We start from the raw sequence: 15,026 nt of genomic DNA, 5'->3' as shown, positions 1-15,026 counted from the left end.
GGCACCGCCGGACGGGCTCGCGGCGGCTGATCGCCGCGGCGGATTCGAGGGGCCGGGCCCCTCGACGGCGAGCGACGGCGCCCGATCCGAGCGCCGTCGCGCTAGAGCGCCGCGGCGCCGCGGTCCTTCAGGGAGCGGGCGTACTGCTCCAGTACCCACAGTTCGTTCTGCACGGCGGCCAGGTGCTCCGGATCCGGGCGGCTGCCGAGGCGGATCAGGCTGCCCTGGACCTCCTGGATGCGGCGTTCGACGGCGCGCAGGCGGACCTGGACGAGCTGTATTCCCGCGTAGACCTCGTCCACGTTCTTGTGCCGGATCGCTTCGACGGCCAGCTCGGTGATCATGGCCCGGACGGTGTCGTCGGGGGCGACGTCACGGACGCAGGTGAGGTAGTCGGCGGGGGCGGCGGTGACGCCGCCGGCCTCCTCGATGGCGCGGCGCACGGCCACGTAGGGCGCGGCGGTGAACTCGTCCTCGCCGAAGGCGTCGAAGGCGGGGGCGACGAGCTCGGGCCGCTGCAGGGCGAGCTTGAGCAGCTCGCGCTCGGTGAGCGCGACGGGGCTGCGCAGGTTGAGCGCGGGGCCGCGGACGGCCTGCGGCCCGCCGGTCCGGTGGTTGTCGGGCCCCGCCGCGGACCCGGCGGCGGGCCTGGGGGCCGGCGCGCCGGCCCGGACGGCCGAGCGCTGCTGGGGGCCGCCGCGCTCCCCCCGCTCGCGCGCCCAGCGGGCCAGCTGTCCCACGCGCATGACAACGAACTGGGTGTCGAGAATGCCCAGCAGGCCGGCGAGCCGGACGGCGTACTGGTGCCGGATGGAGCCGTCCTTGATGTTCGCCACGATAGGCGCGGCCTCCTCCAGGGCGGCGGCCTGGCCCTCGGGCTCCTCGACGGCGTGCCGGGCGACCACGGAACGGATCGCGAACTCGAAGAGGGGGGTGCTCTCCTCGACCAGTCGCCGTACGGCGTCGTCGCCGTCGGCGAGGCGGAGCTCGCACGGGTCCATCCCGCCGGGACTAACAGCGATCTTGGTGCTCGCGGCGAACTTCTGGTCGTCCTCGAAGGCCCGCAGGGCCGCGCGCTGCCCGGCGGCGTCACCGTCGAAGGTAAAAATCACCTTCGCGCCGGAGTTGTCCATCAGCAACCGCCGGAGGATCTTGATGTGGTCGCCGGCGAAGGCGGTGCCGCAGGTGGCGATGGCGGTGGTGACGCCGGCCAGGTGGCAGGCCATGACGTCGGTGTAGCCCTCGACGACGACGGCGCGGCTGGTCTTGGCGATGTCCTTCTTGGCGAGGTCGATGCCGTAGAGGACGTGCGACTTGCGGTAGAGCGGCGTTTCGGGGGTGTTGAGGTACTTGGGGCCGTTGTCGTCGTCGCGGAGCTTGCGCGCGCCGAAGCCGACGACCTCGCCGGTGATGTCGCGGATGGGCCACATGAGGCGGCCGCGGAAGCGGTCGATGGGCCGGCCGCCGCGGCTCTCCTGGGCGAGGCCGGAGAGGATCAGTTCCTTGTCGCTGAAGCCCTTGCCGCGCAGGAAGCGGGTGAGGTGGTCCCAGCCGGCGGGGCTGTAGCCGACGCCGAAGTGCTCGGCGGCGTCCTGGCCGAAGCCGCGGCTCGCCAGGAACTGCCGGCCGATCTCGGCCTCGGGACTGCCGAGCTGCTCGGCGTAGAACGTGGCGGCGTGCTTGTGGGCCTCGACGAGGCGGATGCGCTCGCCCTGCTGGCGGCCGGGGGTGTAGCCGCCCTCCTCGTAGCGCAGGGTGATGCCGGCCTGGGCGGCCAGCCGCTCGATCGTTTCGGCGAAGGAGAGGTGGTCGATCTTCATGACGAAGTCGACGGTGTCCCCGCCCTCCTGGCAGCCGAAGCAGTAGAAGAGGCCCTTGGCCGGGCTGACCTGGAAGGACGGGGACTTCTCGTCGTGGAAGGGGCACAGGCCCTTGAGGTTGCCGCCGCCCGCGTTGCGCAACTGGAGGTACTCGGACACGACGGCGTCGATCGGGACCGCGTCCCGTACCGCCTTCACGTCGTCGTCGTTGATCCGTCCTGCCACGCGTGAATTCTACGGGCGGGGGCCGCCGGCCCGGGACCGTCAGGGCTGCGCGGGGCTGGGCAGCAGGGCGTCGAGGGGCACGGCGGGGTCGGCGAGGGCCTCGGGGTCCAGGGGGGCGCCGGAGCGGATGAGCTTCTGGACGGTCTCCGTGACATCCCACACATTGACGTTCATCCCGGCGAGGAGGCGCCCCTCGGCGAGCCAGAAGGCGATGAACTCGCGCTTGCCGACGTCGCCGCGGCAGACGACCTGGTCGTAGGAGCCGGGCGGGGCGTAGCCGGAGTACTCCAGACCGACGTCGTACTGGTCGGAGAAGAAGTAGGGCACCCGGTCGTAGGCGATCTCCCGGCCGAGCATGGCGCGGGCGGCGGCGGGGCCGGTGTGCAGGGCGTTGGCCCAGTGCTCGACGCGGAGCCTCGTGCCCGGCCACGGGGTCCCCCTGAGATGGGCAAGAGGTGTGGCGGCGACGTCGCCCGCGGCGTAGATCTCGGGGTCGGAGGTGCGCAGGGAGGCGTCGACGGCGATGCCGCCGCCGTCGGCGCGGTCGACGAGGGCGAGGCCGGCGGCCTCGGCGAGGGCGGTGCGGGGGGCGGCGCCGATGGCGGCGAGGACGGCGTGGGCGGGGTGTTCCTCGCCGTCGTCGGTGCGGGCGGCCAGCACCATGCCGTCCTGGCCGGTGATCTCGGTGAGGCGGGCGCCGAAGTGGAAGCGGACGCCGTGCTCGCCGTGCAGGTCGGTGAAGAGCTGGCCGAGCTCGGGGCCGAGGACGGGGTGCAGCGGCGTGGGCTCGGGCTCGACGACGGTCACCTCGGCACCGTAGGAGCGGGCGGCGGCGGCGACTTCGAGGCCGATCCAGCCCGCGCCGGCGATGACGAGGTGGCCGTTGTCGCGGCCGAGGGAGGCGAGGACGCCGCGCAGCCGCTCGGCGTGGGCGAGGCGGCGCAGGTGGTGGACGCCGACGAGGCCGGTGCCGGGGATGTCCAGGCGGCGGGGTTCGGCGCCGGTGGCCAGGAGCAGCTTGTCGTAGTGGACGCGGGTGCCGTCGCCCAGGCGCACGGAGCGGGCCGCGCGGTCGAGGTGGACGGCGGGCTGGCCCAGGTGCAGCTCGACATCGGCCTGGGCGTACCAGCCGGGCTCGTGGACGAAGACGCTGTCGCGGTCCTCCTTGCCCGTGAGGTAGCCCTTGGAGAGCGGCGGGCGCTCGTAGGGGTGCTCGCGTTCGTCGCAGATGAGGATCACCCGGCCGGTGAAGCCCTCCGCGCGCAGGGTCTCCGCGGCCTTCGCCCCGGCCAGGCCCCCTCCGACGATGACGAACGTCTGGTTCGCGTCGACCACTTGCTGCCTCCTCGCTGCCACGCAGTGCGTCTGCGTTGGACCGCCCCCGGCCGGAATCGCCCGTGCAGAGGTTGCCGCACGGGGCCCGCCGCCGGAAGAGGGACTACCCCGGACGGGTCAGTACCCGCAGGGTGCGGGGGAAGTCCTCGGATTCTGTGGACATTCGGTCACCCTTGTGACACGGCGCGCCCGTCGGTGAGGCGGGTGAGCAGGGAGCGCGCGGAGACGTCGGTCAGGGCGGCGATCTGGTCGACGACGGCGCGCTGGCGGCCCGCGTCGTCGGCGGCGGCCGCGTAGAGGGAGCGGAACTGCGGGTCGAGGCCGTCGGGGGCGCGGGCGGTGAGGGCCTCGGCGAGCTCGGCGATGACGACGCGCTGCTCGGCGCGGAGCTTCTCCTGGTCCGGGCGCTGTATCACGTAACGGTCGGCGACGGCCTTCAAGACGGCGCATTCGAGGCGGGTTTCGCGCGGGACGACGAGCTCGGCGGCGTAACGGGTGAGCCGGCCGGGGCCGTAGGCGGCGCGGGTGGCGCTCTCGGCGGCCAGGCAGAAACGGCCGATGAGCTGGCTGGTGGCGTCCTTCAGGCGGGCCTGGGCGACGGCGGACCCGTCGTAGCCGTGCGGCCACCACTCCTGCTCCAGGAGGCGGTCGAGGGCCTCGGCGAGCTCTTCGGGCGCGGCGCCCGGGGCGTAGCGCCCGGCGGCGACGGCGAAGACGTCGCGGCGCTCGGGCTCGGCGAGCAGCACGTTGGGGTCGAGGTGGCCGGCGTGCAGGCCGTCCTCGACGTCGTGCACGGAGTAGGCGACGTCGTCGGCCCAGTCCATGACCTGGGCCTCGAAGCTGCGCCGCCCCTCGGGGGCGCCCTGCCGGAGCCAGGCGAAGACGGGCAGGTCGTCGTCGTAGGCGCCGAACTTGCGGGAGGACGGGTCGGTGGGGTGGGCGCCGCGAGGCCAGGGGTACTTGGTGGCGGCGTCGAGGGCCGCCCGCGTGAGGTTGAGCCCGACGCTGACGAGCTCGCCGGTGGCGTCGCTGGGGACGAACCGCTTGGGCTCCAGGCGGGTGAGCAGGCGCAGCGACTGGGCGTTGCCCTCGAAACCGCCGCACAGTCCGGCGACTTCGTCGAGCGCCTGCTCGCCGTTGTGGCCGAACGGGGGGTGGCCCAGGTCGTGCGCGAGGCAGGCGGTCTCCACGAGGTCGGGGTCGCAGCCGAGCGCGGCGCCGAGCTCGCGGCCCACCTGGGCGCACTCCAGGGAGTGCGTGAGGCGGGTGCGGGGGCTGGCGTCCCAGGCCTGGGCGCTGACGCCGGGCGTGACGACCTGGGTCTTGCCGGCCAGCCGGCGCAGGGCCGCCGAGTGCAGCACGCGGGCCCGGTCCCGCTGGAAGGCGGTGCGCCCGGGGCGCTTGTCCGGCTCGGGGGCCCAGCGCTCCAGGTCCTGCTCGTCGTATCCGGCGAGGACGGGCTTCTCTCGGGGGGTGCGTGCCGCTGCGTTCATACCCCGACGGTAACCGCCGGGTGTGACAGCAGCGACGGCGTGAGCTGGAGCGGAGCGGGAACCCGCGGTGCCTCCGCACCGTCCTTACCGGTCGACGGGGAGGTTGATCGACATGACGTGGGGCCGCGTGCTGCGGATGCGGGTGCGAATGCCGCGGACGCGGCGGGAGAGGCGGCGGCTGCTGTGGGCGGCCGTGGCCGGCTGCGTGCTCGCGCTGCTGCCGGCGACGTGGGTGTACGCGGCGGCGGAGCCGCGGATGCGGACCGTTGAGAACGTGCCGTCCGCGCCCGTCGCCATGGTCTTCGGCGCGGGCCTGTTCGACGGCAAGCCGTCCCCGTACCTGGCGCACCGCCTGGACGCGGCCGTCGAGCTGTACCGGGCGGGCAAGGTCCGCGTCGTGCTCGTCACCGGCGACAACAGCCGCGAGGAGTACGACGAACCGGACGCGATGCGCGCGTACCTGACGGACCGGGGGGTGCCGGCGGACCGCATCGTGAGCGACTTCGCGGGCTTCGACACCTGGGACTCGTGCACGCGCGCCGTCCGCATCTTCGGGGTGAAGAGGGCGGTGCTGATCACCCAGGGCTTCCACGTCCGGCGGGCGCTGGCGCTGTGCGGGGCCGCGGGCATCGACGCGTACGGGGTGGGGGTGGCCGCCAAGCACGACGTCACCTGGTACGCGGGCGGTGCGCGCGAGGTGTTCGCCTCGGGGAAGGCGGCGCTGGACGCGCTCGTGCGGCCGGGGCCGCGGTTCCTGGGGCCGCACGAGCCGGGCGTCCAGCAGGCGCTGGCGGAGGCGGACGGGCGGTGAATCCGGCCGGAAGCGGAGGCGACGGCCCGTACGGCTTCCGGGCCAGTGCGGCTACGTCTTCCTCGTCGGGGCGCCGCGCGCAGTGAGTATTCCGGGCTCAGGACCGGGCCGTCGCGCGCGGCCCACGATGCGCGCCGCATTTCCCTACGCCGTCCCGTAGGCGTGCCTCTGACCTGGCTGCAGAAATCCACTGCCGACCATATAAAGGGACTGTCGCACCATCCCCGGTCTTGGGGATTCGTTGAAGCGCCGTTTACACCTCCCGGAATCTTCTGACAGCGTTGTCCGCCACTCCGGTGAATTCATCGGAAACCGGACGTCAGGAGGACGGATGCGCCACGGCACTGCTCTGCGGGACGACATCGCAGCACCCGGTACCACCCCCCTCATCGGCATCTACGACATGTACTCGGCCTCCATCGCCGCGCAGCACTACAACGGATTCTTCGTATCCGGGTTCGGATTCGCCGCGTCCCACTACGGCCTCCCCGATATCGGCTTCATCGCCTGGCCCGACATGCTCGGCTTCGTGGAACGCCTGCGCCCGGCCTTCCCCCGCCACCACCTCCTGGTGGACATCGACGACGGCTACGTCGACCCGGAAGTGGCCTGCCACGTGGTGCGGCGCCTGGAGCGCGCCGGTGCCTCCGGGGTCATCCTGGAGGACCAGAAGCGGCCGCGCCGGTGCGGACACGCGGACGGAAAGATCATTCTTCCGCTGGACGAATACCTGAACAAACTCGAACTGGTGCTGGCGGCCCGGGAGGATCTCCTCGTCGTGGCACGCACCGACGCCACCGAGGAGAACGAGATCCTGCGCCGCGCGGCGGCCCTGGCGGAAACGGATGCGGATGTCGTCCTGGTCGACGGGGTCCGCAGCGTGGAGTGGATTCGCAAGGTCCGTTCCGTGATCGGTGACAAACCGCTGCTGTTCAACCAGATCGCGGGCGGGAAATCCCCGCGCCTTTCCCTCACCGAGCTCGCCGGACTCGGCGTCGATCTCGCCATTTACAGCACCCCGTGCCTTTTCGCGGCGCACCGGGCGATCGACGGGGCGCTGACCGCCCTGCGGGAGGAGGACGGGCGGCTGCCGGACACCGCGGCGGGCGGCGAGGTCGGGGTGGCGAGCTCGACCCGCCTGCTGGAGCGCAACATCGGCGGGAACACCGGCGGGCACACCGGCGGGCACCTCCCGGCCCGGCAGGCGGTCCCGGCGTGATCCGTGGCACCGCCCTCCTCGCCGCGGGCGTGGCCGGCGCCGTGATCGCGGGCACGTTCCTGGGCGGCGAGGCCGCGGCCGGCGTCCGCGTACGGGCCGAGGCGCGCAAGCCCTTCCCCAAGGGCATCGGGCCCTCCAACTTCGGCGTCATCGTGGTGGACAACTCCCACGCCGACTCCTGGCTGGAGGTCGACCGGACGGCCAACGCGCTCGTCGGCAGCAAGGGCACGGCCGGCAGCGACCACGACGGCGGCGGTGGCGCCATCGACGTGCGCAACCGGGACGTGGGCGGCTCCGCCCAGTCGCAGCCGGAGGGCGGCTGGATCGGTCACGCGCCCGGCGGCGAGGGCACAGAGGACTGAGGGAGCCCGCAAAGACGAGGGGCGACGCGTCGGGGCGAGGGGCGAGGACGAGCAGGGTCGGAGCACGGGCGCGGGGAGCCGCGGGGGCGTCAGGCCCGCTGCGGCTCCCGTCCGTTTATCGCGTCCATGTACAGCGCGAAGATCTCGTCGTCGTTGACCGGGCTGTACGAGATCTGCGCGCTCTCGTCACCGTCCGGCCCGCCTCCGTTGAGGCCGCCGAGGACGCCGACGAGGTCGCCCGTCTTCGTGCGCTCGTCGAAGTGGGTGAGCCACGGGCTGCCGGAGGTGCCCGAGACGTAGCCGTCGCAGCGCATCCGCAGCTGCCGGCGGTCGTCGAGGCGGCTGGTCATCGTCGTGCAGCGGATCGCCTGGTCGGCGGGGTCGTCGTCGGCGTCGGGGTAGCCGATGACTGTGACGCGGTTGACGTAGCCGGGGGTGCGGACCAGGCGGTTGGCGCCGGTGACGCGCTCGACCTGGCGGCCGCGGCCGTCGGGTCTGAGGGTGGCGAAGGCGAAGTCCAGGTCGGAGCCCTCGCCGGTGTCGGAGCGGCGGGGGTCGACGAAGGCGCGGTCGACGGCCCACACGCCGTACGGCTGCCGGTCGGAGCCGGTCCGGTAGCCGGGGACGAACGCGGCGTCGGAGCCGACGGAGCAGTGCCCGGCCGTGATGATCAGATTGCCCTTGGGGCTGTGCACCACGCTGGCCGTGCAGTGGTGGTCGCGCATGTCCTCGCCGACGGAGAAGAGCACGCCCACGGACGGCACGCCGTCGAAGTGGCGGGCACTGCCGGTGATGCGCTGCGCGGCGGGAGGCGCGGCGCCACCGGCGTCGTCGCCGTCGGTGCCGGCGGACTGCTCCATCCGGGTCGGGCCCCAGAACCGCCGGGCCTCCTCGCTGGACCAGCTGCCCTCCCGGCCATGGCCTCCGGCCCCCCGGGGCACGGCCGCCGCAAGGGTGACGACATAGAGCCCCGCGAGCACGGCCCGGACCCATCGGACCCGGCCCCACCGGGAGAAACGCACGAGAACCCCCACCACGTCAGGAAGGTAGTCGACAGGCTAACCGCATCTGCCGCGCCCGGGATCGCGCCGGGCCGATTTCCCTATCGCTTTACCTCCTGCTTTACCTCCTGCACCGCCTCCCGTCGTCCCCCGGTCAGCCGGACCACTGGTCGTAGGCCAGCTTGCAGACCAGCGACACGACCACCACGAGGAGGACCGCCCGGACGAAGCCGCTCCCCCGCTTGAGCGCCATCCGGGCCCCCACCGCGCCGCCGGTGAGGTTGAACAGCGCCATGGGAGCGGCGACCTTCCAGATCACGGAGTCGTGCAGGGAGAAGGTGACGAGGGCGCCCACGTTGGTGCACACGTTGACGATCTTGGCGGTGCCGGAGGCCGTCACCAGGTCCATGTGCAGGATCGCGGCGAGGGCGAGCACGAGGAAGGTGCCGGTGCCCGGGCCTATGAGGCCGTCGTAGAAGCCGATGCCGAGGCCCGCGACGAGGATCGCGGCGAGCGCGCGGCGCCGGGAGACCGGCCCGGCGGAGGGCACGGCCGTGCCGAAGGAGGGGCGCAGCAGCACGAAGGCGAGCACGGCCAGCAGGATGGCCATGATCAGCGGGCGCAGGACGGCGTTGCTGATGCCGGTGGCGAAGACCGCTCCGGCGAGCGAGCCGCCGAGCGCGGCGAGGCCGATGCGCAAGGCCGTGCGCGGGTTCACCGGCGCCCGGCGGGCGTAGGCGAAGGCCGCCGCCGCGGTGCCGCAGATGGCCACGGCCTTGTTGGTGCCGAGGACGTGCGCGGGCGGCACGTGGGGCAGGCCCACCATGAGCGCCGGGAGCTGCAGGAGGCCGCCACCGCCCACCACCGCGTCGATCCACCCCGCCGCGGCCGCGGCGAGGCAGAGCACGAGCAGGGTCGACAGCGATATGTCGGTGGTCACCTCGGCGATCGTACGGGTTCCTTCCGGCCCGCCCGCGGAACAGCGCCGCGCTCCCGGTGGGACTCGGACACCCGGGCGTCGCGGCGACGGTGAAAACGTGTGCCACGGTGACGACAGGAGGCGGTGGCTGTGCCACAGTTCTGGGCGCTCCGCAGCCCGCTCTCCCTCCCCCACCGTCCCTGTCCGCTCTCCCGAAGGGACTCCCCGCGATGACCGTCGCCCCCGAGCAGGTGCCGCACGCGCTCGCACCCGTCTCCGCCCGCGTCGAGGCGCTCCTGGGGCGCCGGTGGCACACGCTCTGCGAGCTGGGCGACCTGCGGCCGGGGCGGGGGGTGGCGGTCCTGCTGCCGGACGGCCGGCAGGTCGCCGTCTTCCTCGACCGGGCCGGGCGGGCGTACGCGATAGGCAACCAGGACCCGTTCAGCGGCGCGTACGTCCTCGCGCGCGGGCCGCTGGGCTCGGCCGGCGGGCGGCCGTACGTCACCTCGCCGCCCCGCGGGCGCCGGTTCGACCTGACGGACGGCACGTGCCTGGACGACGCGGCGGTGTCGGTCCCGGCGTACACGGTCCGGCTGCGCTGAGCGGGGGCGTCCCGCGGCGGGCCACCGTATCGGGCGAATGCCCGTCCTGCGCGGCCGTGCCCTCGCCTACGCTGGTTCGTACGAGGGCTACTGACGCGTATGGGCCGCGTGCGGACCGCAGAGGAGCGCAGCAGACGTGACTGGATGGAACGCGAGCGAGATCCCCGACCAGAGCGGCCGTACGGCGGTGGTCACCGGCGCCAACAGCGGCATCGGCTTCGTCACCGCCCGCGAGCTGGCGCGGCGGGGCGCGCGGGTGGTCCTGGCCTGCCGGGACGCCACGCGCGGCAAGGCGGCCGAGGAGCGGGTGCGGGCGGCGGCGCCCGGCGCCGACGTGGAGTTCGCCCCGCTGGACCTCGCGGACCTCGCCTCCGTCCGCGCCTTCGCGGACGGCCTCGCCGGCGACCGGCTGGACCTGCTGATCAACAACGCCGGGGTGATGGCGCTGCCGCAGCGCCGCACGGTCGACGGCTTCGAAATGCAGTTCGGCACGAACCATCTCGGCCATTTCGCGCTGACCGGGCTGCTGTTGCCGCGGCTGCGCGAGGCCGGGCACGGCGCGCGGATCGTCACCGTCTCCAGCGGGCTGCACGTCCTGGGCACGGTCGACCCGCGCGATCTCAACATGGAGCACCGCTACCGCCGCTGGATCGCCTACGGCCGCTCCAAGAGCGCCAACCTGCTCTTCACGCACGAGCTCGCGCGGCGGCTGACGGCGGAGGGCTCGCGGATCGTCGCGGCGGCCGCCCACCCGGGGTACGCGGCGACGAACCTGCAGACGGCCGGCGTACGGATGGAGGGGCGGGAGGTCGCCGAGCGGGTCGTGGAGCTCGGCAACCGCCTCTTCGCGCAGAGCCCGGAGAACGGCGCGCTGCCCACGCTGTACGCGGCCGCCGCGTCCGACGTCGGGCAGGACGACTACTTCGGCCCGCGCCTGGAGCTCCGCAGCGGCGGGACGCCCACGCGGCGGGCGGTCCGGGCGCCCTGGACGCGCAACGACCGGGCCAGCGCCGGCCTTTGGGCGGCCTCCGAGCGCCTCACGGGCGTCACGTACCCCTGGCTGTGAGACGGGCCCCGCCCGGGGCGCTCCCCCGCTCGCCGGACGGGCCGCGGACCGGCGGCCCTCACTCGGCGGCCCTCACCCGGCGGCCTTCACCCGGCGGCCGGGCCGTCGAAGCCGCAGGTCTCCAGCAGGCGCCGCGCGCCCTCGCCGTCGATCCGTTCCGCGAGCTCCGCCAGCGGCGCCCCGCCCTCGCGCAGCAGACCGCTCTCGCGCGAGCGCCGGGCGCCCGCGTCCAGCCGGTGCCACAGCAGCGGGTTGGCGACGAGCACCTGCGGATCGAGCTCCACCCGGTTCCCCCCGGCGTCCCGCAGGACGAGGCGCGGCGTCATGCCGTCCGCGCGGCGCACCCGCGTCAGCAGGTCGGTCCGCACGCGCTTCTCGCCCAGCAGGCCGCGCACGGCGAGCCAGCCGTCGCCGGCGGTGACCCGGTGCGGCATCAGCACGGCCAGGAGGAGGGCCCCGAGCCCGGCCCAGCAGGCGCCGCGCGGCCCGTTCAGGCTCCCCCGGCCGAGGTCGGCGAGGACCAGGACGCCCGCGAGGGCCGTCCCGCAGTACCAGGCGGCCCGCGCCTCGCTGCGCCAGTGGCGGTCGTGGGCGAGGACGGCGCCGCCCGGCGGATGTGTCCGCGTCCGTGCGGCCTGCGCGGCGTGCCCGCCCGCCCGCGTCCTGTCGTGCCCGCCCGCCCGCACCCTTAAGGGCTGTCGCCGTCCCATGCTCGTGACGCTAGGCCCGGGCCGGGGGCGGACCGCCCGCTGTTGACGCAGTGCTGACGCTGTTTGGGCCAACCCTTACGCCCCGCTGACGTAACCCGGGCCGGGCCGTCAAGAACGCGTGAAGATCCCCCCAGGGCGCGCCAAGAGGCCGCCAAGACCGTGCGCGGGCGCGCGGAACCGGCTGCACGCTGGGCGTCCCACTCACGGAGGTACGAACGAAATGTCCCTGCTCGCCCACGCGAAGCCGCGGCCCGGCGGGGCCGACGAGGAACCGCCCGATACCGGCGCCGCGCGGCCCTGCGCCGAGGACCGGCACCGGCTGACCGCCACGCAGGGCCTCGCCGCCCTGTCCCTGGACGCGATGGCGTCGGTGGCCTACGGGCCCGAGTCGATCGTCCTGGTGCTGGCCGCGGCGGGCGCGTACGGACTGGGCTTCACGCTCCCGGTCACGCTCGCCATCGCCGCCCTGCTGGCGGTGCTCGTCGCCTCCTACCGGCAGGTCATCGCGGCGTTCCCCGACGGCGGCGGCTCGTACGCCGTCGCCAAGCGGCACCTCGGCCGGCGCACGGGCCTGGTGACCGCGGCCTCCCTGGTGCTGGACTACGTGCTGAACGTGGCGGTGTCGGTCACCGCCGGCGTCGCGGCCCTGACCTCCGCCTTCCCCTCCCTCTACGGCGACCGGCTGTGGATCTGCCTGGCCGTGCTCGCCCTGGTGACCGCGGTGAACCTGCGCGGCATCGTGGAGTCCGCCAAGTGGTTCATGGTGCCGACGGCCGTCTTCGTCGGCTCGATCCTGACCATGATCGTGGCCGGGCTGCTGCGGGACGCCCCTGCGAGCACCGAGGCCGCCGCCGGACACGCCTCCGTCCTCGCCGGCAACGCCACCTCCGTCGGCGCGCTGCTGCTCCTGAAGGCCTTCGCCGCGGGCTGTTCCGCCCTGACCGGCGTGGAGGCCGTGGCCAACGCCGTGCCGTCGTTCCGCGCCCCGGCGCAGCGGCGGGCCCAGCGCACGGAGGTCGCGCTCGGCGCCCTGCTGGGCGTCATGCTGATCGGCCTGTCGGTGCTGATCGGCCGCTTCCACCTGCAGCCGGCCGAGGGGGTCACCGTCCTCGCCCAGCTCGCCGACGCCTCCCTCGGCCACAACGGGGCCTTCTACGTGGTGCAGTTCGCGACCGTCGTCCTGCTGGCGCTGGCCGCGAACACTTCCTTCGGCGGGCTGCCGGTCCTGATGGCCCTGCTGGCCCGGGACAACTACCTGCCGCACGTCTTCGGCCTCAAGGCCGACCGGCAGGTGCACCGGCACGGCGTGCTGGCCCTGGCCGCCGTCTCCGCGCTGCTGCTGGTCTTCTCCGGCGGCGACGTCAACACGCTCGTGCCGCTGTTCGCGATCGGGGTGTTCGTCGGCTTCACCCTCTGCCAGGTGGGCATGGTGCGGCACTGGCGGCAGGAGCGCTCGGCGGGCTGGGCGGGCAAGGCGCTGCTCAACGGCTTCGGCGCGCTGCTGACGGGCGTGTCCGCGGTCGTCGTCACGGCCACGAAGTTCACGGAGGGCGCCTGGCTGATCGTCCTGGCGCTGCCGCTGATCGTGCTGGTCTTCGAGACCGTCCACCGCGCGTACGGGCGGATCGGCGAGCGGCTGGGGCTGGGCCGGGTGCCCGAGGCGCCGCGCCGCTGCCACAGCGTGGTCGTCGTCCCCGTCTCCTCCCTCTCCCGGCTGACCAGCAAGGCCCTGACCGCGGCCGTCTCCCTGGGCGACGAGGTCGTCGCGGTGACGGCCGTCCGGCCCGACGCGGAGGGGGCGCGGGCCGCGGAGACCCTGCGGCGCGACTGGGAGCTGTGGAACCCGGGCGTCGACCTGGTCGAACTGCCCGCGCCCACGCGCGCCCTGGGCCGCCCGATCGTCGACTACGTCCACGAGCTCACCGGCCGGCACCCCGACCACCGCGTCACCGTCCTCATCCCCGAGGTCGAGCCCGCGCACGTGTGGCAGCGGCTGCTGCAGAACCAGCGCGGCGCCGTCGTCGCCCACGCGGTGCGCCGCGACACGGACGCGGTGATCTGCCGCCTGCGCTTTCGCATCGGTGCATCACCGGGCGGCCGGAAGGCCGGCACGCGGCGGTAATCGCCCCGCCGCCCTGTCGTAATCCTCCCCCATCGCTGATCGTTGGTCCGTACGGTCCCGACCGCGAGGGGGAGAACCGACATGCCGATCAGCCGCAGACTGCTCCTGTCCGCAGGCGCCGCGCTCACCCTGACCGGGTGCGGGTCCGACACCGGGCGGGGCGACAAGGGCCGGGGCAGACCCCGGCTCTCCCACTGGTACCACCAGTACGGCGAGGCGGGCACCCGGCAGGCCGTGGGCCGCTACGCCGCCGGCTACGACAAGGCCGACGTGCGCATCGAGTGGCGGCCCGGCAACTACGACCAGCAGACCGCCGCCGCCCTGCTCACCGACTCCGGGCCCGACGTCTTCGAGGTCGACGGCCCGACCCTGGACCAGATCCGCGGCGGCCAGGTCACCGACCTCACCGCCCTGCTGGAGGGCGTGAAGGACGACTTCCACCCGGCGGTGCTCGCCCCCAAGACCTGGGACGGGCGAGTGTGGGGCATCCCGCAGGCGATCGACACCCAGCTGCTCTACTACCGCCGGAGCCTGCTGGAGAGGGCCGGGGTGCGCCCGCCGCGGACCCTGGACGAGCTGGTCGACGCCGCCGGGAAGCTCACCACCGGCTCCGTCAAAGGACTCTTCCTCGGCAACGACGGCGGCGCGGGCGTCCTCGGCGGCACACCGCTGTACGCGGCGGGCCTGACGCTCGTGACCGCCGACGGCAGGCCCGGCTTCGACGACCCGGCCGCCGCCCGCACCCTCGGCAAGCTGCACCGGCTGTACGCGGCCAAGTCCCTGCTGCTGGGCGCGCCCGCCGACTGGTCCGACCCGGCGGCCCTCGTCCAGGGCCTCACCGCCATGCAGTGGTCCGGGCTGTGGGCCCTGCCGCAGGTGAAGAAGGCCCTCGGCGACGACTTCGGGGTGCTGCCCTTCCCCGCCGACGGGCCCGCGGGCCGGCCGGCCGTGCCCCTCGGCGCGTACGCCGCGGCGGTCAGCGCCCGCAGCGGGCGGCGGAAGGAGGCCGAGGCGTACGTGAAGTGGCTGTGGGTCGACCGCACCGACCACCAGGAGGATTTCGCGCTCTCCTACGGCTTCCACGTCCCGGCCCGCACCTCTCTGGCCGCGAAGGCCGCGAAGCTCAAAACGGGGGCGGCCGCCGAGGTCGTACGGTTCACCGCCGACCACGGCTACGCCCAGCCGCTGCTGTGGACGGTCGCCGCGCGGACCGCCTACCAGGACGCGCTCAGCCGGATCATCAAGGAGGGCGCCGACCCGGAGCGCGAGCTGAAGGCGGTCGTGCGCCGCACCGCCGACGAACTGCGGCGCGCCGGGAAGAAGCCCTGACGTGGCGGCGCG

The 15,026-nt window shown here is 74.1% G+C and carries 13 protein-coding genes; 7 read left to right on the top strand and 6 right to left on the bottom strand.

Features of this window, described 5'->3' with window-relative positions:
- Positions 1–101: 101 nt before the first annotated feature.
- From dnaG to ACSNOG_RS02885, 3 genes are all read right to left on the bottom strand, one after another.
- Complete coding sequence (gene dnaG, locus ACSNOG_RS02895; RefSeq protein WP_436750907.1) at positions 102–2,045, bottom strand: DNA primase; 1,944 nt, start codon at positions 2,043–2,045, stop codon at positions 102–104.
- A gap of 39 nt (positions 2,046–2,084) precedes the next feature.
- Positions 2,085–3,380 carry an NAD(P)/FAD-dependent oxidoreductase gene (locus ACSNOG_RS02890; protein ID WP_436750906.1) on the bottom strand — a complete coding sequence of 432 codons (1,296 nt, stop codon included), beginning with the start codon at positions 3,378–3,380 and terminating at the stop codon, positions 2,085–2,087.
- A 167-nt stretch (positions 3,381–3,547) separates the two neighbouring features.
- Positions 3,548–4,873: a deoxyguanosinetriphosphate triphosphohydrolase gene (locus ACSNOG_RS02885; protein ID WP_436750905.1), complete on the bottom strand. Its 1,326-nt coding sequence runs from the start codon at positions 4,871–4,873 to the stop codon at positions 3,548–3,550.
- Positions 4,874–4,985: 112 nt separating this feature from the next.
- On the opposite strand from ACSNOG_RS02885, the gene ACSNOG_RS02880 reads away from it, so the two are divergent.
- From ACSNOG_RS02880 to ACSNOG_RS02870, 3 genes are all read left to right on the top strand, one after another.
- A complete protein-coding gene (locus ACSNOG_RS02880; RefSeq protein WP_436750904.1) occupies positions 4,986–5,684 on the top strand; it encodes a SanA/YdcF family protein in 699 nt (232 codons plus the stop codon).
- Positions 5,685–6,015: 331 nt separating this feature from the next.
- Positions 6,016–6,903 carry an isocitrate lyase/PEP mutase family protein gene (locus ACSNOG_RS02875; RefSeq protein ID WP_436750903.1) on the top strand — a complete coding sequence of 296 codons (888 nt, stop codon included), beginning with the start codon at positions 6,016–6,018 and terminating at the stop codon, positions 6,901–6,903.
- Positions 6,900–7,265, top strand: a complete 366-nt coding sequence (locus ACSNOG_RS02870; RefSeq protein ID WP_436750902.1) for a hypothetical protein — start codon at positions 6,900–6,902, stop codon at positions 7,263–7,265. Before ACSNOG_RS02875 ends, ACSNOG_RS02870 begins: the two co-directional genes overlap by 4 nt.
- 89 nt (positions 7,266–7,354) lie before the next feature.
- Here the strand turns inward: ACSNOG_RS02870 and ACSNOG_RS02865 are convergent, their stop codons facing one another.
- The gene (locus ACSNOG_RS02865; RefSeq protein WP_436750901.1) at positions 7,355–8,302 is read right to left on the bottom strand and encodes a trypsin-like serine peptidase; all 948 of its coding nucleotides are present in this window, start codon (positions 8,300–8,302) and stop codon (positions 7,355–7,357) included.
- 118 nt (positions 8,303–8,420) lie between these two features.
- Positions 8,421–9,206 (bottom strand): sulfite exporter TauE/SafE family protein, encoded by a 786-nt coding sequence (locus tag ACSNOG_RS02860; protein ID WP_436750900.1) that lies wholly within the window; start codon positions 9,204–9,206, stop codon positions 8,421–8,423.
- A 209-nt stretch (positions 9,207–9,415) separates the two neighbouring features.
- Here ACSNOG_RS02860 and ACSNOG_RS02855 point away from each other — a divergent pair, with 209 nt between their 5' ends.
- Together ACSNOG_RS02855 and ACSNOG_RS02850 are read left to right on the top strand one after the other, a co-directional pair.
- Positions 9,416–9,787, top strand: a complete 372-nt coding sequence (locus tag ACSNOG_RS02855; protein ID WP_436750899.1) for a nitrite reductase (NAD(P)H) small subunit — start codon at positions 9,416–9,418, stop codon at positions 9,785–9,787.
- A gap of 136 nt (positions 9,788–9,923) precedes the next feature.
- Positions 9,924–10,853 (top strand): oxidoreductase, encoded by a 930-nt coding sequence (locus ACSNOG_RS02850; RefSeq protein ID WP_436750898.1) that lies wholly within the window; start codon positions 9,924–9,926, stop codon positions 10,851–10,853.
- An 86-nt stretch (positions 10,854–10,939) separates the two neighbouring features.
- On the opposite strand, the gene ACSNOG_RS02845 is transcribed toward ACSNOG_RS02850, so the two are convergent.
- The gene (locus ACSNOG_RS02845) at positions 10,940–11,539 is read right to left on the bottom strand and encodes a hypothetical protein (RefSeq protein WP_436750897.1); all 600 of its coding nucleotides are present in this window, start codon (positions 11,537–11,539) and stop codon (positions 10,940–10,942) included.
- 244 nt (positions 11,540–11,783) lie between these two features.
- Here ACSNOG_RS02845 and ACSNOG_RS02840 point away from each other — a divergent pair, with 244 nt between their 5' ends.
- Positions 11,784–13,685 (top strand): APC family permease, encoded by a 1,902-nt coding sequence (locus tag ACSNOG_RS02840; RefSeq protein WP_436750896.1) that lies wholly within the window; start codon positions 11,784–11,786, stop codon positions 13,683–13,685.
- Between the two features lie 81 nt (positions 13,686–13,766).
- Positions 13,767–15,014, top strand: coding sequence for an ABC transporter substrate-binding protein (locus tag ACSNOG_RS02835; RefSeq protein WP_436750895.1), 1,248 nt, complete (start codon positions 13,767–13,769; stop codon positions 15,012–15,014).
- Positions 15,015–15,026 lie beyond the last annotated feature (12 nt).

The organism is Streptomyces sp. URMC 124 (genome assembly GCF_051386455.1).
Taxonomy (GTDB): domain Bacteria; phylum Actinomycetota; class Actinomycetes; order Streptomycetales; family Streptomycetaceae; genus Streptomyces.
Note: the sequence above shows the minus strand (reverse complement) of the source record. Positions and strands in the feature narration are given on the sequence as shown.